This is a genomic window from Schaalia sp. JY-X159 (assembly GCF_014525425.1).
In the GTDB taxonomy this organism is placed as follows: Bacteria; Actinomycetota; Actinomycetes; order Actinomycetales; family Actinomycetaceae; genus Scrofimicrobium.
Window position 1 is genome coordinate 79,978 of record NZ_JACEXI010000002.1, and the last position, 20,418, is coordinate 100,395.

Annotated in this window: 15 protein-coding genes and 3 tRNA genes; all 18 read right to left on the reverse strand. The window is 58.1% G+C overall.

What is annotated here, in order from left to right; translation table 11 throughout:
- Positions 1–13: 13 nt before the first annotated feature.
- The 18 genes from IDL90_RS03405 to IDL90_RS03490 all read right to left on the reverse strand — a co-directional run bounded on the left by IDL90_RS03405 (position 14) and on the right by IDL90_RS03490 (position 20,418).
- Entirely contained in the window at positions 14–1,246 is a 1,233-nt protein-coding gene (locus IDL90_RS03405) for a UDP-N-acetylmuramate dehydrogenase (RefSeq protein ID WP_182141884.1), read from the reverse strand.
- Positions 1,247–1,418: 172 nt separating this feature from the next.
- The gene (gene rpmG / locus IDL90_RS03410; RefSeq protein WP_182141883.1) at positions 1,419–1,589 is read right to left on the reverse strand and encodes a 50S ribosomal protein L33; all 171 of its coding nucleotides are present in this window, start codon (positions 1,587–1,589) and stop codon (positions 1,419–1,421) included.
- Between the two features lie 112 nt (positions 1,590–1,701).
- Positions 1,702–1,775, reverse strand: a tRNA-Met gene (locus tag IDL90_RS03415).
- A 34-nt stretch (positions 1,776–1,809) separates the two neighbouring features.
- Positions 1,810–1,882: transfer RNA gene (locus tag IDL90_RS03420), tRNA-Thr, on the reverse strand.
- A 158-nt stretch (positions 1,883–2,040) separates the two neighbouring features.
- Entirely contained in the window at positions 2,041–4,179 is a 2,139-nt protein-coding gene (locus IDL90_RS03425) for a glucose PTS transporter subunit IIA (protein WP_187994369.1), read from the reverse strand.
- 952 nt (positions 4,180–5,131) lie between these two features.
- Positions 5,132–5,213, reverse strand: a tRNA-Tyr gene (locus IDL90_RS03430).
- A gap of 128 nt (positions 5,214–5,341) precedes the next feature.
- Positions 5,342–5,836 carry a YajQ family cyclic di-GMP-binding protein gene (locus IDL90_RS03435; protein WP_182141881.1) on the reverse strand — a complete coding sequence of 165 codons (495 nt, stop codon included), beginning with the start codon at positions 5,834–5,836 and terminating at the stop codon, positions 5,342–5,344.
- Positions 5,837–5,846: 10 nt separating this feature from the next.
- Positions 5,847–6,722: a M48 family metalloprotease gene (locus IDL90_RS03440; protein ID WP_262509017.1), complete on the reverse strand. Its 876-nt coding sequence runs from the start codon at positions 6,720–6,722 to the stop codon at positions 5,847–5,849.
- A 20-nt stretch (positions 6,723–6,742) separates the two neighbouring features.
- Positions 6,743–8,251 (reverse strand): FAD-dependent oxidoreductase, encoded by a 1,509-nt coding sequence (locus IDL90_RS03445; RefSeq protein WP_187994370.1) that lies wholly within the window; start codon positions 8,249–8,251, stop codon positions 6,743–6,745.
- A 53-nt stretch (positions 8,252–8,304) separates the two neighbouring features.
- Positions 8,305–9,318, reverse strand: a complete 1,014-nt coding sequence (locus IDL90_RS03450) for a polyprenyl synthetase family protein (protein ID WP_182141879.1) — start codon at positions 9,316–9,318, stop codon at positions 8,305–8,307.
- Positions 9,315–10,874 (reverse strand): NADH-quinone oxidoreductase subunit NuoN, encoded by a 1,560-nt coding sequence (gene nuoN / locus IDL90_RS03455; RefSeq protein ID WP_187994670.1) that lies wholly within the window; start codon positions 10,872–10,874, stop codon positions 9,315–9,317. The genes IDL90_RS03450 and nuoN overlap by 4 nt, the downstream gene beginning before the upstream one ends.
- Positions 10,875–10,888: 14 nt before the next feature.
- Positions 10,889–12,499 (reverse strand): NuoM family protein, encoded by a 1,611-nt coding sequence (locus IDL90_RS03460; RefSeq protein WP_182142603.1) that lies wholly within the window; start codon positions 12,497–12,499, stop codon positions 10,889–10,891.
- A gap of 51 nt (positions 12,500–12,550) precedes the next feature.
- Positions 12,551–14,545: an NADH-quinone oxidoreductase subunit L gene (gene nuoL / locus IDL90_RS03465; protein ID WP_259349597.1), complete on the reverse strand. Its 1,995-nt coding sequence runs from the start codon at positions 14,543–14,545 to the stop codon at positions 12,551–12,553.
- A gap of 16 nt (positions 14,546–14,561) precedes the next feature.
- Positions 14,562–14,861 carry an NADH-quinone oxidoreductase subunit NuoK gene (nuoK, locus tag IDL90_RS03470; protein WP_182141877.1) on the reverse strand — a complete coding sequence of 100 codons (300 nt, stop codon included), beginning with the start codon at positions 14,859–14,861 and terminating at the stop codon, positions 14,562–14,564.
- Positions 14,858–15,808: an NADH-quinone oxidoreductase subunit J gene (locus tag IDL90_RS03475; RefSeq protein WP_187994371.1), complete on the reverse strand. Its 951-nt coding sequence runs from the start codon at positions 15,806–15,808 to the stop codon at positions 14,858–14,860. The genes nuoK and IDL90_RS03475 overlap by 4 nt, the downstream gene beginning before the upstream one ends.
- Positions 15,808–16,479 (reverse strand): NADH-quinone oxidoreductase subunit NuoI, encoded by a 672-nt coding sequence (nuoI, locus tag IDL90_RS03480; protein WP_187994372.1) that lies wholly within the window; start codon positions 16,477–16,479, stop codon positions 15,808–15,810. Before nuoI ends, IDL90_RS03475 begins: the two co-directional genes overlap by 1 nt.
- Entirely contained in the window at positions 16,472–17,860 is a 1,389-nt protein-coding gene (gene nuoH / locus IDL90_RS03485; protein WP_187994373.1) for an NADH-quinone oxidoreductase subunit NuoH, read from the reverse strand. The genes nuoI and nuoH overlap by 8 nt, the downstream gene beginning before the upstream one ends.
- Positions 17,860–20,418 carry an NADH-quinone oxidoreductase subunit G gene (locus tag IDL90_RS03490; protein ID WP_187994671.1) on the reverse strand — a complete coding sequence of 853 codons (2,559 nt, stop codon included), beginning with the start codon at positions 20,416–20,418 and terminating at the stop codon, positions 17,860–17,862. Before IDL90_RS03490 ends, nuoH begins: the two co-directional genes overlap by 1 nt.

Genomic DNA, 20,418 nt, shown 5'->3' on the forward strand with positions numbered 1-20,418 from the left:
CGTCTCTGGGCGATCAGATTGAGATTCCCACTTGAACGGGTTCTGGCTCGAGGCGAATTCCGAAATGCGACTCCACACCGTCACGCACCGCTCTCGCAAGTTCAACCACATCCTCACTGGTGGCATCTCCGCGGTTGGTGAGGGCGAGGACGTGCTTGGTTGAGAGTCGTGCCTGCGCGTTCTCCGTGAGGCCGAATCCTTTCGAGAAGCCCGCCTGCTGAATAAGCCACGCAGCAGAAGTCTTGATCTTCCCCTCAACTGTCGCGTGAGATTCATCCACGCCCGTAAGAGGAGCGTTCGATCCCACTTCAACGGGAAAACGTGGCGCCTTGAAGGGCAGCTTCTCATCTGCCTCACGCTCCGTGAGGATCGGATTGGTGAAGAAAGAGCCAGCAGACCACGTGTCATGATCTTCAGGGTCCAGAACCATTCCTTTGGAGGAGCGCAGTTCCAGAACAGCGGCCCTCACGTCGACCGTAGAGGCCCTGGATCCGACCTCGACTCTCAGCGCGTTTGCTAGCTCCGTATAGCGGATGGGTGCTGACCTGTCGTCCTCGAGCAACTGGAGAGCGACGCTGAGAACAACCCATCGCCCCGTGTGCTGCCAGGTTCGGCCACCACCAGCCTTGCGGTTCGATAGCGACTTCTTCAAAATTGAACTACGGTACGCCAAGTCAAGGCTTGCGCGGGAAAGTAACTGGACCCGGCCCGTGAGCCTGTCATAAGCACGCACGTAGGCCAGGTTCTCACCAATCTCCCTGCCGTACGCCCCAATGTTCTGCACGGGTGCGGCACCGACAGTTCCGGGGATCCCGGAGAGGGCTTCAAGACCCGACCAGTGCTGCCCTATCGCATAGGCGACAAGATCATCCCACGTCGTTCCAGAGGTTGCCTCAACTGTGATGCCACTTCGCTCGCTACGATCGTGAACCGCAAAGTCCCTTCGCGAGTCACGGATGACAGTTCCAAGGTAAGGGGCGTCTGAAACCACCAGATTCGAGCCGCCACCCAGAACAAGCAGTTGGTTTTGGGACTCCTCTGATTCTTCGGGGAGGCGATACCACTGCTTACCGCCCTCCAAGACGCTTGGGATCGCGCGTCGCTCCTTGAGGATCCCGACAGCATGATCGTGGTCTGCCACCACATCGATGAAGTCACTCTCTGTGTCTGCATCGATCAGGGTTCTCGGCACTCCCCCGATCCTCAGCGTTGTTAGCTGAGACAGGGGGGCGGCTTGGCCTTCCATCGCTGCTCCTTGAAACCATGTATCGAGCGTGGGACCGCTCGGCTTGTGTGAAGTTTACTAGGACAGTGTGTCCTTCACCCCGCGGTCCATGCCTGGCCGCTGCGGGCAACAGCGGTTGAAAAATCAAACGCCCCAACCTTACCGGAGGGGCGTCTGAGATAGATCGAAGCGCTTAGCGGGTTTCGCGGTGCGCCGTTGACTTGTTGCAACGCGGGCAGAACTTGTTCAGTTCTAGACGGTCCGGGGTGTTGCGACGGTTCTTCTTGGTGATGTAGTTACGCTCCTTGCACTCCGAGCATGCGAGAGTGATCTTGGGGCGAACATCTGAGGACTTGCTGGCCACGATATTTCCTTAACGTTTCCGCAAGGTGCCTTGCGGGATATAAATAAGCACAAGCGATTCTACGAACGGATTAGGCATCACGCCAACTACCGTGACCCATAACTCACCATTGTAGCGAGGCGGGGACTCGAACCCCGGACCTTACGATTATGAGTCGTACGCTCTAACCAGCTGAGCTACCTCGCCACAACTGTTCCTTGCTTGCGCTAGGGACAGTCAGAGCCCCGAAAGGGAATTGAACCCTTGACCTTCTCCTTACCATGGAGACGCTCTGCCGACTGAGCTATCGGGGCAACAGAGGACAGATTACTTCAGGCACACCATCCCTTGCAAACCGCGAGCGGCCGCTATGTTCGAGATCACGAGCTCGGGTTGGGGTCGACTCTCTTCTCTGAAAACTGACCCCAACCCAAAGGCTGCAACGACGTCACAACACCTAATCGCTTGAGTGCTATTGGTTGCCCTTTGCCGCGACCTTCAGAAGCGGTGAGCCGAATGTCGCATCGCCATCTGCTCGCGCATCAATCGAACCAAACTTCTTATGGTTGGTCACCAAGACGGGTGTTATTGGTGAATACCCCGCAGCTTTGATTGCAGCGATATCAAACTCAACCAAAGGATCCCCTTCACTGACGATGTCACCCTTCGACACCAAGACCTTGAAACCGGACCCTTCCATATTGACTGTATCTATGCCGATATGAACCAATAGTTCAACACCGCTGTCCATCTTCAAACCCACTGCGTGGCCAGTTGGGAAAGTCATGATCACCTTGGCGTCTCCGGGAGCAACCAGCCGACCCTCGCTGGGATCGATGGCCACACCCGCACCAACCGCTCCCGAGGCAAATCCTGGATCCGGAACATCCTTCAACGGGACAACCTTTCCCTGCAATGGGCTAGACAGGACTGTCACGGTACCCGGTACCATCCCGGGAGCCTGCGTCCTCGGCCGCTCCTTGACTGCGGTTGCAACAGCTCCGGCTTCGAGGAACGGTTCTGCGTCCGCAGCAGTGATACCCGCCTGCTGGGCTGGTGTTTCGAATCCGTCCTGGGCCTCTTCCTCCTCAAGGATGTCCACATGCGGACCGCCCTCGGCCTTCTGCTTAGCAATGCGCGCCAAGGCTTCGGCCTTCTGTTCCGGCGTGCGGTAGTCGGTAATGACAACCAATGCCATTGCGGTGCAGAAGGCAACGGCAATCGCGATGACGTACAGGGACATCGGGGAGAAGAGCGGGATGGTGAGAAGCGAAGTGAACGCGAATGCACTGGCTGTGACCCCCGCAGTTCCGAGCAACATCGACCCCACACCAATCGTGAGACCGCCTAGGAAACAGCCGACAAGCATGCGCGGATAGATCCGCGCGAACCGCAGGTGAATGCCGTAGAGAGAAGGCTCTGAGATCCCACCAAAGAGTCCGGCAATCAGGGCGCCTGTTGAAGTTTGTCTCATCTGAGCGTCACGCTCACGCGCAGCGATGAATAGAACCCCGGCGGTTGCCCCAAAGCAAGCGAAGTTCCAAGCGCCCATGGGGCCCTGGATGAAGTCGTATCCCAACGTGTCTATGTTCATCAGCATGAGGGCGTTCAGTGGCCAGTGCAGGCCAAGAGGCACCAGGAATGGGTAGAGCATTGGGATAAGCACCGCAAACAGAATTGGTGCAGTTGTGTTCAACCACGCGAGTCCCGTACCCAGGATCCCACCGAGCCACACACCGAGCGGGCCCAAGATGAACCCTGTGATCGGGATCATGATGATCATTGAAAGGAAGGGGAGGAACACTAACTGAAGGCTCTCAGGAACAACCTTCTTGATGCCGTGATAGACGACTGCGAGGAGTGCCGCCATCATCAATGGGACGAACACATTTCCGCCGTAGTCTGACAGCAGAAGCGGAATCCCGAAGATATCCGCACGGCAAGACTGAGTTCCCAGGGCCTCGTTGGTAACACAGGTGATGTCATCACGTGAAGAAAGGTTGATGAACTCGGGCGTCATCAGCGCGCCCATGATCGCCGCACCTAGCCAAGGGTCGACGTTGAGCTTCTTCGCAGCGTTGTAGGCCACCATGATTGGTAGGAAGTAGAAGACCGAGCGCCACATTGTGTCTAGGAACTGCCAGCCTGCCGGCTTCACCTCAGCACGGAAGTCTTGGACTCCGAAAGCGTCCATCACCGCGGCAAAAGCGATAATTAGCGAGGCTCCCAGCAGCACGCCCAAGATGGGCCTGAAGCTGTCTGCCAAGTATTCAAAGAACCCGTCCATCCACGCGTGCTTGCCGCGGGGACCTTTCGAACGCGCTTCGGCCTTCACATCGTCAGCCGACTTGGCAGCGGTGGTTCCCATAGCTGGAAGATTGTTGATCTGTTGGAACACGGTGGCTACACCACCGCCGATTATGACTTGGTAGCGATTCCCGGCTTGGGGAACCGATCCCATGACCACGTCAATGTTATCTAGTGCTGCGGAATCTACAAGTTCTGAGTTGACCAGTTGAAAACGCAGACGCGTGGCACAGTGCGTCAGGCTCTCGATGTTCTCTGGTCCCCCTACTGCATCCACAATTGCTTGCGCAGCTAGTTCAGCCATGATGGTTGCCCTCCAGTTGTCCTCCCAAAGACGTCGGTGTCTTCGGCTAGCAGTCTCATTATGGCGCGAATCATACTTCTGTGGGGGCTGGATCGCCCAGCTTCAATGAAACGGACGGGAACCACCGTGCGCGGCAAACTAAAACCACTGTGCGTAGCAAACTAGAACCACCTTGCAGGCCTTGGGATAACCTGCCGATGCTCACTAGATTCCGGCCGTGCGGAGTCAGCAGGGCTTGCAGAGCCAGTGGGCTGTGCAGAGCCCGCTACGCCATAGCGAGCCAGCTAGGCCCAGCGAGCCGACCAGGGCTTGCAGAGCCCGCTACGCCTTAGCGAGCCAGCCTGGTCGAATAACGCTGTTTTATTGACTCGAACTAGGCCTAGTCGGCTCGCTATGGCGTAGTCGGCTCCGTATCGTCCAAACCTCAGCTGAGACATGGAAACAACAAACAAGCACGCAAAACACGCAATTTCAAAGTCGCTCTCCACGCAAAACTAACAGGCGCTTGACACCCCTCAATGCCCGCGTCCACACCGTCTAAGACACCACGTTCTGGCCGACATCCCCAGAATAATTGTGCGCGTTTGGCGCAGTCTTGGATAACGGTGCGAGTTTGGCGCAGTCTTGGATAACGGTGCGAGTTTGGCGCAGTCTTGGATAACGGTGCGAGTTTGGCGCGATTTCGCGCATCATTACGCCGTTATTCAAGCCAAACGCGCACCGTTACGCCAAGCGCGCACCGTTACGCTCGGGGGCGGCCCCAAACAGTACGACACCGGCATCACCACCGAAGACGGACTCTGGGCCAGAAAAGGATGGGCAGGCAAGTGGCAACCCTAACGACACGCCCAAACCCCGGAGTTTAGACACCAATAATGGCCGCATCCCCACCAAAACCCCGGGCCGGGCAACGGAAAAGCCCGGTTCCGTTAGGTTCCGGGCTTTCCTACTGTGGCGGATGAGGGATTTGAACCCCCGAAGCATTCCGCGGCTGATTTACAGTCAGCTCCCTTTGGCCACTCGGGCAATCCGCCTTGCACCCTCAAGTGGGTGCCGTGAAAGATTACCAGCTTTTGGGCCCAATCTTCCACTCCATCCCGGAGGTAGCGCGTGATCTCTCGCACCTCATCCGAGCCCCTCTAGGAGCATTACTAACGCATGACTAGCGATAGTTCACAAACTGCAGGGCAACATCCAGATCCGCCCCTTTGAGCAGTGCAATCACGTCCTGCAGGTCATTGCGAGACTTAGAAGAAACCCGAACCTCATCACCCTGGATCTGAGCTCGTACTCCCTTTGGCCCCTCATCACGGATCAGCTTCGTTATCTTCTTCGCGGTGGGTTGATCAATCCCCTCCTTCAAAGGGACAACCAACCGGTAGATCTTCCCGGCTATCTGCGGCTCACGATCCGTCAAGTCAAGCACTTTCAGCGACACACCACGGCGAACAAGCTTCGACTGCAAGACATCAATGACCGCCATGGCCCTCTCTGCAGAGTTCGCCTCCACAACGATCGTCTCCCCGACCTGCTTCAGGGATGCGTCCACTCCACGGAAGTCATAGCGGGTGGACACCTCCTTGACCGCCTGGTTGACCGCGTTGTCAACCTCTTGCGCATCTATCTTCGAGACAACGTCAAATGATGAGTCAGCCACTGGCATTTCCTTACTGTTGGTTCATCTCTTCTTGCATTGCATGGAGCCGGGCAATCCGATCCTCCATAGGAGGGTGCGTCGAGAACAGCTTCGTCATGTCCTTGCCACGGAAAGGATTGGCAATCATCATGGCAGAGGCGCTCTCACGGTCCGGAGTTCTCTCCATCGGAGCCTGGCGGCCCAGGTTGTCGATTTTATTCAAAGCCATGGCCAGTCCGACCGGATCGTTCGTTAGTAGCGCCCCGTCCTCGTCCGCGTCATACTCCCTGGATCGCGAAATACCCAACTGGACGATCGATGCAATCATCGGCGCAGCCAGTGCGGCAATGATTGCTGGAAAACCTGCCCCCCGGTCGCGGTCACGGCCACCAAAAAGAAGTGCCCACTGTGCGAGACTCGTGATCAGTCCCGCCATCGCAGCAGCGACCGAGGACGTGAGGATGTCGCGGTTATACACGTGCATGAGCTCATGTCCGAGGACGCCCCGTAGCTCCCTTTCGTTAAGAACCTGCAGTATGCCTTCCGTACAGCAGACTGCGGCATTCTGCGGATTGCGTCCCGTCGCAAATGCGTTCGGGTTCTGCGTCGGAGCAATCCAAATGGATGGCATCGGCATTCCGGCCCTGGATGTCAGGTCTTCAACAATCGCGTAAAGTCCCGGCGCGGCCTCCCGAGTGACGGGATAGGCGTTCATCTGCTTGAGCGCAAGAGTCGCCGAGTTCCAGTAGGTGACGAATGTTGAGATCACTCCCATCCCGGCGAAGATCCACAGCCACAAAGAATCGTTGGTCCCGGCTGAAATTGCAGCACCGAGGGCCAGCAAGATCGCCCACATCAGGGCAAACAGACCAACGGTCTTCGTTGTGTTCGATAGGCGACGGTTCATGGCCTATAGCCTAGCTCTCCCTATGAGTTTGGCCCCGTGAAGTCTTCAAACCGCTGCGGCGCCGTCGGGCTGCCGAGCTCACCCGGCTCACCCACAAACGGGTCAGCCGCCCAGTCTTCACCCGAAGCAAGACCGAGGGACTCAACATCTTCCCCGGCAGCGATCTCCATCATCTTCTTTCTGGAAATCACCTTGACGCGTTCTCTCGTACCACCGCTGGGGAGAGGACCCCACTGCGATCCCAGCTGCTGCTCGTAGGCATCAAGCAGCTCCCACCCCTGCCAGTCAGTGAATGACACACCGCGGGCCTCTAGCAGATCTTCAACAGGGCCGGCAGTTGGTGCGCGCAAGACACCCGCTTCAGCGTCGGCCACCAGGTTTGCGATGGTCTCTTGTGCATCTGACTTAGTTGATCCAATGAGGCCAACCGGTCCACGCTTAATCCAACCCGTTGCGTAGAGGCCGTCCACCGCAGCGCCGTCTCCGGTTGCCTCCACAACGCGGCCCGCAATGTTAGGGACGACACCTCTGAGACTATCGAAGGGCACTCCTGGAATCGGCGAAGAGAAATAGCCCACCGCCCGATATACGGCTTGAACGGGCCATTCCGTCAGGGCCCCGGTCCCCTCAACAGTTCCATCCCCGGTAAGTTCCGTGCGCTGTGTGACAAGTGCCCGGACATTTCCGGCCTCGTCAGCCAAGATTTCTTCCGGCGCCTCAAACATGTGCAGGTAGATCCGCCTCGACGCCTTGTGGTCTTCCGGATCCCGAGAAGCATAGGAGGTGAGTGTCTTTACTACCTGGCGTTGCTGGTTTGATGACTTCAGGGTCCGCTGTGAGCCCTCATCAAAATCAAAGTCTTCTTCAGACACGATGATGTCGACGTCCGAGACATGCCCCAGCTCACGCAATTCAAGCGGAGTGAACTTGACCTGCGCGGGACCACGCCGCCCGAAGACATGAACTTCCTCAACGGGGTTTGCAGCCAACTGAGCTGCCACGTTTGAAGGAACATCCGTGGTGATCATCTCGGGAAGATGCTTGGTGAGGACTCGCGCCACGTCCAAAGCAACATTTCCAACGCCGATGACCGCCACTTGACGTGCTTCTAGGGGCCAGGTGCGCGGATAGTCGGGGTGACCGTCGTACCAGGAGACAAAGTCGGCCGCACCGTAAGACTGTGGGAGGTCCACGCCCTCGATATCTAGCTTGGCGTCACGGTCGGCACCCGTGGCAATGATGATGGCGTCGTAGCGCTGACGCAGCTCCTCTACGGAGATATCCCTTCCGACCTCGACATTTGCGAAGAGACGAATATCGCCGCGCTGAAGAATACGGAAAAGTGCAACAATGATTTGTTTGATGCGCGGGTGATCGGGGGCGACCCCGTACCGAACAAGACCGTAGGGAGCGGGAAGGCGCTCAAACAGGTCGATGGAGACATCTAGATCAGACTTGGCGAGAATATCGGATGCGTAGATCCCAGCGGGACCCGCGCCGATAACGGCCACTTTCAAACTACCGGACACGGATTTTCTTCTCTTACTCAGGCTAACGAAACTGGCCCCAATCCTAGCTGGCTTCAGGCAGCCCGATCCACCATGAGCACCGCGAACGCGACCAACGCCTCTTTTGCCTCTGACTCAGGTAGCGGGTCGAGGGCGTCAAGCGCACGCTTCGTCCATTCCTTTGCAAGACCACGGGTTCTCTCAATGACGTCGTGCTGTCCCAGTAGGGTAACGACCCGGCTCAGTTCCTCATCAGACTGTAAGTTGCCATCAAGTAGTTCGAGTATGACCTTCCCGTCCTCGTCGAGGACGCCACTGGCAAGATCTTGCCTCAGGAGTAGCACCGGCATGGTGTCCACGCCCTCGCGAAGGTCGGTTCCCGGGGTCTTCCCGGTCACCTCGGATGGGGAAACGATGTCGAGGACGTCATCGGCCAGCTGGAACGCGACTCCCACATACTCACCAAAGTCTCGAACACTCCGTGAGATCTCCGGTCCCGCCCCCGCGTGGAGCGCGCCGAAATACGCAGCAGCTGACACTAGTGAGCCTGTCTTGTCCGCGAGCACCTGCAGGTAGAACTCGACCGGGTCGACCCCTTCGGGCGGCCCAAAGGACTCGTTCAGTTGGCCAAGGCACAGCCTCTCAAACGTGTGTACGTTATAGAGAATGGTTTCCTCACCGAGGGCCGCCATTATTGATGAAGCACGCGCAAAGAGCAGGTCGCCAGCGAGGATCGCCCGGTTGTTTCCCCAAATCATTTGTGCGGAGTCAACCCCCCGACGCGAGGGGGCAGAGTCCATGACGTCGTCGTGGTAGAGCGAGGCCAAATGGGTGAGTTCAACTCCGGTTGCTGCCTTGAGCACAGACTCTGACTGCGCTCTGTGCGGAGCACCAAGGTGACTACACACAAGTGTCAGCATCGGACGCAACCGTTTACCGCCTGCAACAGCAAGGTGCCGGGTCAGATCTTCGACAAGATCCCGTTCGGTCGAAACGGATTGGCTCAGGAGAACCTCGACCTCGTCAAGGCCCTCCTGAACTGCAAGTTCCAACTCCCCATCCGAAGCAGAATCAAGGGACGCGATCATGGAATCAGGATCGTAATCTGGTTGAGCAGATCGAGCACAGGGGCCGGAAAGATTCCCAATAGCACGGTAAGAACCGCGGTAACCCCGATGGCTACCTCTGCAAGACCCGCGGAACGCACCACGGCCACGCCCTCGGCCGGCTCACGGAAGAACATCACCTGGACGACACGGAAGTAAACCGCAGCCGTAACCACGGAGGCCGCAAGGCTGATGCCAACAAGCCATCCGAGGCCGCCCTGTATACCAGCGGAGAAAACAACAAATTTTCCAATGAAACCAGAGGTAAGCGGAATACCCGCAAAGGACAGCAGGAAGATCAGCATCGAGAAGGCGAGGAAGGGTGACCTCTTACCGAGGCCCGCCCATTGGGAAACCAGATTAGCTTCACCACCGATTGCACCATCAGCAGACTTGACGCGAACCAGGCCGACGATGCCGAAAGCCCCCACCGTGGCGATGCCGTATGTCAGGAGGTAGAAAGCAACTGCACCCGCGGAACCTTGGACCAATGCGAGTACGCCGATGAGGACGAAACCCGCGTGGGCTACCGACGAGTAGGCAAGAAGACGCTTGATGTTCTTCTGTACTAGGCCGCCAAAGGTACCGAAGATAACGGTTGCCGCCGCGAGCACTGCAAAGACCAGCGCGAAATCCCATTTGAGGTGACCCGCAACCGAGAAATAGAAACGCACGAGTGCGCCGAAGGCAGCCACCTTGACACCTGCAGCCATGAAACCTGTGACTGGAGTGGGAGCACCGGTGTAGACGTCCGGAGTCCACTCATGGAATGGGAAGGCAGCAACTTTGAACAGTAGGCCAACCATCACCATGAACACACCAATAAGGAGGATCATGTCCATTCCTGCAACCGTCGGCACGGCTGCGGCAATGGCTCCAAGACGGAGTGACCCACCGGAGAATCCGTACAGAAGAGCCGAACCCATGAGGAAGAACGCAGATGCAAACGAACCCAGGATGAAGTACTTGATCGCGGCTTCCTGCGACAGGTCGCGACGCCTACGGGCAGATGCCACCAGGATGTAAAGCGGTAGCGACATGACTTCCAACGCTACGAACATAGTCAGCAGCGAGTCCGTTGCCGGGAACAGCATCATGCCACCAATGCTGAAGAGCACCAGGGGGAAGAACTCACTGCGCTGGTAGTGCTTGGCGAGGCTCAGCGCCTCTTCACCAGAGCCGGGTCGATCTGAAGGTTGGGCCGCGAAGGCCCCATCACGAAGTTCTGAGCGATCAGCAAGCACCAGCAGCGCCAAGAAACCAATCAGCGTGATGATGACCTGCATTGCAACGGTCCACGTATCGTCTACGTACTCCCCAACCACAGTCGGGTCGGTGCTAGCGCGCAGCCACTCCGCAACTGACGTAACAAACGCGGCTGCCACAACCAACAGTGACCAGACAATGTTGATGACTCTGCGGTGCTTGACCGACGCAAAGGCCTCGATGAGGACCCCGATAACCGCGCCACCCAGAACGATAATGACCGGCACAAGCGGCACCCAATCGATCTGGGGCGCAGTGAAAGTAGGCTCCATTGGGATCAGCAAGTTCACTGTGCATTCCCTTCATTGAGGTCAGCGGTGGAAGAGGGCGAGATGATCCCCAGGGCGGGGCTACCCGTCACCTCGGGTGCCGTCTCAGACACAAACGTAATGTTGGGTTCCAAGTTCTCTGAAATCTGCTGTAGCGACCCAACGAGTGGTGCAGACCAGATGCCTAGGACGACCATTCCAACGATCAGCGGCGAGACTACCAACTTCTCGCGCCCGTCCAAGTCGGCCAGCCCTGCGCGCTGAGGATTGATTGGACCCGTGAACATCTTCTGATACGGCAAGAGGATGTACATGGCTGCCAAGATAACGCCGGTGACGGCAAAGAGTGCCAACGGTACCGAGACCTTGTAGGTCCCCATGAGCACCATGTACTCGGGGACGAACCCGGACAGACCAGGCAGTGCAATCGAGGCGAGCCCCGCAAAAAGCCAGGTTCCAGCCAGCACCGGTGTCACACGTTGGAGACCGCCGTAGGAAGAGATCTGTGCACTGCCCCCACGCTGCACCAGGAACCCTGAAATCAGGAATAGTGCGGCGATCGACAGGCCGTGAGCAACCATGTAGAACATTGCACCGGTCAGTGCCAGGTCTGAGCCAATGAAGATGCCGAGGACGATGAAGCCGAAGTGGGACACCGAGGTGAACGACACCAGCCTCATGAGATCCTTCTGGCCATTCGCCGCAAGCCCGCCCCAAATAATGGAAATCACTGCAAGGACAAGGATTGTGGGGCGCACCATTGCGGTTGCACCCGGAAGGAAGGACACCGCCATGATGATCATGCCGTAGGTGCCGATTTTGTCGAGGATACCCACCAGCAGAGTGGATGTCCCAGGTCGTGCTTCCGCAGCCGTGTCGGGCAGCCAGGTGTGAACCGGCACCATTGGGGCCTTGATTGCAAATGCAATGAAGAGGGGAAGGAAGATTGCCATCTGCCATCCCACCGAGAGAGTCGGCAGGGTCTGCTGCAGGAAGTCGTAGCGGAACAGAGTGCTGGTTCCGCCCATCCCGAGGGCGCCAATCACAACGATTCCACCCAGCATGACCAGGCCACCCGCTAGCGAGTAGAGCAGGAACTTCATGGCAGCTCGACGGCGGTTCTCACCGGTTCCGTAGCGCGAAATCATGAAGAACACAGGGATCAGCATGGCTTCAAAAGCGATGTAGAAGAGGACGAGGTCGTAAGAGGCAAAGATGATGACAATGAATGCATACAGGGCCATGATCAGGGCCGCATAGCCTCCACCACGTACCTCGTCGTCGTCCTCGTTCTTAGCAGCAATTAGGACCAGCGGCACCAGGAGTCCCGTCAGGAGCAGCATCACAAGTCCGAGGGCGTTAACTCCCAGAGACCAGGTGATTCCCAGGGGTGGGATCCATTCGTATGACTCAAGGAGTTGAGTCGTTGAGGAAGCTGCCCAATCGAATGTGAACGCAATAACCACGAAGGCGATCAGTTCAAGCACTGAAGCACCCAGAGCGATGACGCGACCTTTGGCGCGAGCGGCGGGGACCAACCAGATCACCAGGGCAACGAGCGCCGGCAAGACCACCAGCAGTGTTAGCCAGGGCCCTGTCGAGGGTGTGGCAACCGCCGATGCAAACATCTGCGTAGCAGCGGGAATGAGATTCAAACTTTCCACGATTCTCCTCCGGCCCTAGAGCCTGAATCCTAGGACGATCGCAACTATTACAACGACGCCACCAAGCATGTAACCGGCGTAGGAACGCAGGTACCCGGTCTCGGTCCAAGCGATGACTTTACCGGTCCAAACACTGAGTCGTCCCAGCCCATTGATGCCCCCATCAATGCCGTACCGATCAACTGCGGTGACGCCTTCGACGGCGGCAGTGGTGGGTGCCACTGCAATAACCTCATTGATCTCGTCCTGGTAGAAGTCATTGCGCGCCGCGCGACTGAATGCGTTGCCGTAAGGCGCGGCCTTCGGTACTGCTTCTTTACCAAACTTGACCCAGGCGAAGGCCGCAGCGATCAACACGAGTACCAGTGTGATGATCTGGATCCAGATAGCACTCAGCACGGGCTCAGCGTGATCTACCGGACCAATGGCCGGAGTCAGCCAGGTAGTGAAGACATCATTGATGGAGAGGACCCCGCCGAGGCCGACTGCGAATACCGCCAAGATGATCATTGGAACAGTCATTATCGGCTTCGATTCGTGCGGGTGCACTGCACCGCCATCGACATCAGATGTCCACCGGGCCTTGCCGGAGAACGTCATGAAGAACATTCGTGACATGTAGAAGGCGGTCATTGCTGCGCCGAGGACGGCCACGGATCCAAATACCCACGCGGCCCACGGTGCATCCGCACCGGCGAAGGTCGACGTGGAGAATGCGGCTTCGATGATGTGGTCCTTTGACCAGTATCCTGAGAATGGTGGGACGCCAAGGATTGCCAGCCAACCCATCATGAACGTTATCCAGGTAACCACCATGAACTTGCGCAAGCCACCGAAGCGACGCATGTTGACCTGGTCGTTCATGCCGTGCATGACGGAACCTGCACCAAGGAACAGGAGCGACTTGAAGAAGCCGTGGGTTAGCAGGTGGAAGATTGCGAAGGCCCAGCCAATCGGACCGAGTCCAGCGCCCAGCATCATGTAGCCCAACTGGGACATTGTGGATGCAGCCAGGGCCTTCTTAATGTCGTCCTTGAACGAACCGATCAGGGCCCCAAGGATCAGTGTTATCAGGCCGACCACCGCAACGCACGCCATCGCGATTGGAGCGTAGATGAAGATGGTGCCCGAACGAACGATGAGGTAGACACCGGCAGTCACCATGGTTGCAGCGTGGATGAGGGCGGAAACCGGGGTGGGGCCCGCCATCGCGTCTCCAAGCCAAGCCTGAAGGGGGAACTGGGCGGACTTCGCACAGGCGGCGACCAGCAGGAAGATGCCGATTACCGTTGCCGTGCCCTGGCTCGCACCAGCGACACCAGCGTTGACATCATCAAATGTCGTTGAGTTGAACGCCGCAACCATCGCCATCATAGCGATCAAGAAGCCCACGTCACCGATACGGTTCATGATGAATGCTTTGTTGGCCGCAGAGGCGTTGGATGGCACCTGGTTCCAGAACCCGATTAGCAGGTATGAGGAAAGACCTACACCTTCCCAACCGAGGAACATGGCCGTGTAGTTGTTGGCCAGGACCAGCACCAACATGGAAGCGATGAAGAGCACCAGGTATGCGAAGAAGCGGCGTCGTGCGGGATCATGCTCCATGTATCCCACCGAGTAGACCAGAATCAGGGAACCAACCAGGGTCACCAGCATGACAAAAGTCATTGACAGTGGGTCAACCAGCAGACCGAAGTCAACCTGGAAGTCTCCCGCTGGAATCCACGTGAAGAGCGTCTGTGTGAAGCGACGGTCTGACGCGGGAAGACCCATCATCTGAATGAGGATTGCTACACCCAGAGCGAAGGAGAACCACGAGGCAGCAACCGCAACCCAATGGCCCCACTTGTTGGTGCGATTGCCCCCGAGCAGTAGGAAGGCAGCCACCGCCAACGGAACAACGAACAGCAACGATGCAAAGGCTGCGGGGCCTGTGGCTTCCTGTGTTGCGACGGGCCCGACCCAGGCATCAGAGGCGGGAAGTACGGCGGCTACGGCCGCGAGCATAGAATTCATCTCTCCACTACTTCCTCAGTGCGACGTTCTGGTCGAGGTCGGTTGTGGCTCGACTCTTGAATATCGCCACAACGATCGAGAGTCCCACCACCACTTCTGCCGCGGCCACGATCATCACGAAGAATGCCATGACCTGTCCGGAATAGTCACCCAGGACTCGTGAGAAGGTTATGAAGACAAGGCTTGCTGAGTTGAGCATCAGCTCAACTCCAAGCAGTGAAATGATCACCGATTTACGCACGACGACGGTAACAGCGCCGATGGAAAACAGGATCCCGGCTAGCGCGATGTAAAATGCGAGACTCACTTTGCCTCCTCCGTTTCCTCTGTAGCGGTGTCCTCAGAGTGCATCTGCATCATGCCGGTCGGAGCTCCGTCACCGCGCATACCCCACGCCTTGGACTGCTTGACCTCAACCTTGCCACCCCACGGGCTCACCGAACGATCATCCGTTCTTGCCAGCCGCAAGGCTTCTGCCACCTGGGGACTTACTTGGCCCATGGGCTTCTCAAGTCCACGCAGACGCAGCACACGTGGGATTGATTCTTCGGAAACTTCCAGCGTGTCACCGGCGATTGCTGGGTTGTCTACAGCGTTGCCCGTAGCCCAAACACCGGGCGGCGGCATCTGCCCGACATGTCGACCAGCCTTCTTGTAAAGCATCATCCGTGCCTTAGCGACCGATCGCTGTGACAGCTTCGGTCCCAGATTGTCGCTGTGCGTCAGCAAAACCGCGCCGACTGCAGCGGTAATGAGCAGTGCCGCCACCACCTGAATGGTCAGCCAGTGTTCTTGGAACAGATTCACGGCAAGAGCGGTAACGGGAACGTTTGAGTACGGGTCATCCGCTATCTGGCCGGGCCCGGGAACAGTTGAGATTACAACCGCGGAAACCAGAAGAACCGCTAGGGCCCCACCAAACAGCACGCCCGCCCAGATGAACCCACGTCTCTGTTCAAGGTATCCGTCCGTTGCACCCAGACCAATCATCATGATGACGAATAGGAAGAGCATCAGGATCGCGCCCGTATAGACGATTACCTGCACGGAAGCATTGAATGGGGCTTCAAGCGCGAAGAAGAGGATGGCCATTCCCACCATGACCACGACCATGCTGAGGACGGCGTAGGCGGCCTTACGGAAGAGCAGCACCCCGAGTGCCCCACACACCATCAGTGATCCGACAATCCAGAAGAGGACCGCCTCCCCCGTCCCGCTCATTTGGGGCCACGCCCCCATGGGCAGCAGAGACATCAGTTGGCCTCCTTCTTTGCTGGTGCTTCAGCGCGCGCCGGTACTGGTCGCGCCGTCGCCAGAGAGGGATCATCGGGACGGTTTTGCTTGACCCAGTCAATCTGTGCTTGGGTCGGTCCGGTGATTTCACCCTCGTAGTAGTCGATGTCGCTTGTCCCCTCAACCATTGGGTGGGGGGCCGCCAGAGCGCCTTCGGGAAGCTTTGCGAGCAGCATGTCTTTGTCATAGATGTCGGAGATGCGCTCGTACTCGGCCAACTCAAAATCGTTGCCCATTGTTAGCGCCCTGGTCGGACACGCGTCGATGCAGAACCCGCAAAAGATGCATCGCAGGTAGTTGATTTGGTAGACGCGCCCAAACCGCTCCCCTGGAGAGAACTGTGCATCCGGTGTGTTGGACGCGGCCTCAACCAGGATTGCATCAGCCGGGCATGCCCATGCGCACAGCTCGCAGCCGATGCACTTCTCAAGCCCATCCGGATAGATGTTGAGGTTGTGACGCCCATGGAACCTAGGTTGGACATGTGGCGCTTCGAACGGGTACTGCTCGGTGACCATCGGCCGGAACATTGATGAAAATGTCACGCCGTATCCTGCAACCGGCGCGAAGAACTCACCGATGGGGCCTTTCGGGTCCCTCTCGTAGCGCATCTGCTTCGGATCGTCAGTCATTGCTATCCTCCTCAATTGCGGGAATAGTTTCATCCGTTTCAGCAACGGCAGTCACGGCCACTTTTGCGCGACCTGCCCGAGGCGAGGGCGGCAGCTTCTGACCCAAGACAGGCGGTGCCGGATAGCCACCCAGGAAGGCGTCGAAGGGAGCATCCGGGTCAACTCCTTCTTCTTCACCCTGGTCTGAAGGTGTAGCAACCAGATAGACCACAACTGCCACCAGGATGACAACCGCAAGCATGACCGTAAATAGGACCAACCAGGATCCAGAAACCCAGGTCTGCACGCCACGCATGACGGCAACCAGAACGATCCAGACAAGGGCGACTGGAATGAGGCCCTTCCAACCCAGGTTCATGAACTGGTCGTAGCGCAGACGAAGCAGCGTTCCACGAGTCCAGATCATTGCAAACATCAGCACCCAGATCTTGAAGATCAGCCAGAACATTCCCCACCAGCCGTCATTGAGTGGTGCGATGTGGCTGAAAGGCCACGGTGCGTGCCATCCGCCAAGGAACATGGTTGCTGCGACCGCTGAAACATTGAGCATGTTGATGTACTCAGCCAGGTAGTACCAGCCGAACTTCATCGACGAGTACTCGGTCATATGCCCGGCCACCAGCTCGCCCTCGGCCTCTGGGAGGTCGAATGGGAGACGGTTGACTTCACCCACCATAGAGATCAGATAGATGACGAATGCTGGTGCGAGGGCGAAGGCCCACCAAACACTTCCCTGCGAGGCAACGATCTCTGACGTGGACATTGTCCCCGCCATGAGGAACACGGAGACCAGCGCCATTCCCATGGAGAGTTCGTATGACACCATCTGGGCTGAAGACCGCACTGCGCCGTAAAGCGGGAGTGTTGAGCGTGCTGACCAACCGCCGAGGACGACCCCGTAGACGCCGAGTGATGTGATCGCCAGGATGTAAAGAGTGGCAACGGGCATGTCCGTAACCATCAACGGCGTGGAGTGGCCAAACATGTTGACATTGGGCCCAAACGGAATCACTGCCAGGACGGAGAAGGCAGCGAACGCCATGATGACGGGTGCCAAGAAGTAGAGGAACTTGTCGCTTCGTTTCGTCCAGATCTCTTCCTTGAAGAGCATCTTTCCGGCATCGGCAATAGCCTGAAGCAAACCTAGAGGACCCGCGACGTTGGGGCCGTGTCGGGTCTGCATCCGGCCAAGCGCCCGCCTCTCAACCCACAGCGCCATGATGACGGAGAGGATCAAGAAGAGGACAATGAAGATTGCCTTAATCAGAACCAGCCACCAGGTCGTATCTGAAAAGTCAGCAACCGTGTATTCAGGGACGCCCCAGGCCGGGAGAAGCCCTGCCGTGGAAGTCCCAAGTGCTGTGATCGTCAGCCCGCTCATCACTGGGCCACCTCTCTTGCAGGAGTAATTGTCACGTGGCCGCCGGCCGGAGCCAGGTCCTGGTTGATTCCCTCACCAGTGGAGCATTCGGGAAGCCAAACTGTCCCGTCGGCAACTTCAGCCGCCTCAATAGGGACCGTCAAGGTGCCTCTGGGACCGGAAATCTCAACCTGGGAATCGCCGGCGATAGCCAGTGACTCCAGAGACTTCTTCGATACCAGGGCGACGACTCGGCGTGCGCTGAGCCTGAGGTCGTCAGCACCATCGAGCATGCGGCCGAGGCCGACCATCACCTTATGGGAGGCGAGAACAAACTTGTCATCTGGCACAGCTGCAGATCCTGACTCCGGATCCGCCTCCGTCTTCGTCCTAGCTCCGCGCCACGACATGAGAGGGTTGACCTCCGCATACACGTGGTTGAGGCTCTCAACACCAAGATCAATTCCAAGTTCGCTGGCAAGCATGCCGAGAACTTCACGATCAGGCATGGTGCGCGATGCAATCGACTGGCCGAAGGGACGTAGGCGACCTTCCCAGTTGATAAACGTGCCGTTCTTCTCGACGGGAGGCGCGACCGGGAAGACAACATCCGCTAGGGAAGTCACTTCCGTATTGCGAACCTCCAGAGCCACAACAAAGCTCGTCTTCTCAATGGCATCGCGCGCTGCGGCCGGGTCTTCCCAGTCGCGCAGATCGATTCCACCGATGACGAGGGCGTCTAAGCGACCTTCGGCTCCAGCCTTAAGCATCTGCGTCGCGGTCAATCCTTCGGCCGCTGGTAGCGCGCCCCAGCCAAGTGAATCCCTGGCTTCAGCATCTGCCACGGGGCGCCCGAAGGGCAGCAGGTTGGGTAGCAGACCGGCATCAACCGATCCCCTGTCGCCGCTTCTGCGAGGAACCCATGCAATCTTGGCTCCCGTGCGTGAGCAGAGGCGTTCAAGTGCCGCAAAGAGCCCGGGAGTCTGCGCGGCGCGTTCACCCACCAGGATGACACCGCCGTCGGCAAGTCCTTTGAACAGGTCCGCGTGTGCGCCATCTTCCGCGATCGCATCAACGGCCGCTACTTCGTCACCTGGGCGAGCTGCAATAAGCTGCGCGTCCAACTTTTCGCTTCCGCGTGACAGTAGTGGAGCGATGGTTGCGACCTTCACCGTTCCGGCGCTCAGCCCCTTACGCAAACGCAGGAACAGCGAGCCACATTCGTCCTCGGCCTCGAAGGCCACAAGGAGTGCGGTCCCGCTCTTCTGGACGTCCTCGTATGTAACGCCGAGGCCGCGTCCCGCGACGTGGGCTCCGAGGAAGCCCAGTTCCTCGTCACTCTGTCTGCGCCAACGCGAGTCCACGTTGTTGGTACCGAGGACCACCCGAGCAAACTTTGACCATGCCCAGGCATCCTCAAATGCGCTACGTCCCCCGGGGAGCAAGCCGACACCGTTCCCCTTAGCGGCTTTTGCGAGGCCCTTGGCGGCGCGGTCAAGCGCATCAGACCAAGAGGTGCTAACGAGTTTTCCGTCTTCGCGTACAAGGGGAAGGCTGAGGCGATCCTGTTGTTTGTACCAGGGGAACGCGAACCGGTCTTTGTCGGTAATCCACTCCTCGTTGACCTGGGGATCATTCCCGGAGAGCTTCCTGGTCACCTCCGCGCGACGAACGTCAATGCGTACCGCGCTTCCGGAAGCATCGTGCTCGGCGACCGAAGGCGTTGAGACGAGGTCGAAGGGGCGGGCACGGAACCGATAGGTTGCCGATGTCAGCGCACCGACCGGGCAGATCTGAATGATGTTTCCCGAGAAGTACGAGGCAAAGGTGCGCCCCGCCATGTCCTTGTCAGACTTCTTTTCAGGACCCGAGTAAACGGAAGAAATGATGCCTTCGCGCCCGTAGGGGCCGGAAATGTCGGTACGTTCCGGGCCTGCGACGCCCTCGACGAAGAAGTCAAGAACTTCGGCGTCAAAGGTACCGACCTGCTCACCCATGAAGTGGTGGTGATCCTCTGGCGAGGAGCCCCCACCGCGACCCTGGAGATCGAGGAAAGCATCCCCGGGGATCTCTTTGGCAAACCTGACGCAACGCTGGCAGAGGATGCAGCGGTCCCGATCCAAAAGAATCTGGGTGGTGAGCCGCATCGGCTTCTTGTAAACGCGCTTGGCACCGTGGAAGCGAGAATCCGGCTCGCCCTCGGTCATTGCCTGGTTCTGCAGTGGGCATTCGCCGCCCTTATCGCAGATTGGGCAATCAAGGGGGTGGTTGATGAGCAGGAACTCCATCACGCCGGTCTGTGCCTTGAGCGCAACCGCAGAGGTGTGCTGCGTGTTGACAACCATCCCGGGGCTGACTTCGATGGCGCATGACGGCTGAGGCTTCGGCATCATCCTCAAGTTGCCATCACGGTCGGGGGTTCCCACGTCGACCAGACACTGTCGGCATGCGGCGACCGGCTTCAAGAGCGGGTGGTCACAGAAGCGCGGAATGCGGATACCAGCCTGCTCGGCAGCGCGAATAATCAGCGTTCCCGCGGGAGCTTCAACCTCGGTACCGTCGATGGTGAGCGTCACCAT

Excerpts from the sequence above, each read along its gene's own strand:
- IDL90_RS03405 (WP_182141884.1), bottom strand. The coding sequence starts at position 1,246 with ATGGAAGGCCAAGCCGCCCCCCTGTCTCAGCTAACAACGCTGAGGATC.
- IDL90_RS03425 (WP_187994369.1), bottom strand. The coding sequence starts at position 4,179 with ATGGCTGAACTAGCTGCGCAAGCAATTGTGGATGCAGTAGGGGGACCA.
- IDL90_RS03440 (WP_262509017.1), bottom strand. The coding sequence starts at position 6,722 with ATGAACCGTCGCCTATCGAACACAACGAAGACCGTTGGTCTGTTTGCC.
- IDL90_RS03450 (WP_182141879.1), bottom strand. The coding sequence starts at position 9,318 with ATGATCGCGTCCCTTGATTCTGCTTCGGATGGGGAGTTGGAACTTGCA.
- nuoN (WP_187994670.1), bottom strand. The coding sequence starts at position 10,874 with ATGGAGCCTACTTTCACTGCGCCCCAGATCGATTGGGTGCCGCTTGTG.
- IDL90_RS03460 (WP_182142603.1), bottom strand. The coding sequence starts at position 12,499 with ATGTTTGCATCGGCGGTTGCCACACCCTCGACAGGGCCCTGGCTAACA.
- nuoL (WP_259349597.1), bottom strand. The coding sequence starts at position 14,545 with ATGCTCGCGGCCGTAGCCGCCGTACTTCCCGCCTCTGATGCCTGGGTC.
- IDL90_RS03475 (WP_187994371.1), bottom strand. The coding sequence starts at position 15,808 with ATGTCTCTGCTGCCCATGGGGGCGTGGCCCCAAATGAGCGGGACGGGG.
- nuoI (WP_187994372.1), bottom strand. The coding sequence starts at position 16,479 with ATGACTGACGATCCGAAGCAGATGCGCTACGAGAGGGACCCGAAAGGC.
- nuoH (WP_187994373.1), bottom strand. The coding sequence starts at position 17,860 with ATGAGCGGGCTGACGATCACAGCACTTGGGACTTCCACGGCAGGGCTT.
- IDL90_RS03490 (WP_187994671.1), bottom strand. The coding sequence starts at position 20,418 with ATGGTGACGCTCACCATCGACGGTACCGAGGTTGAAGCTCCCGCGGGA.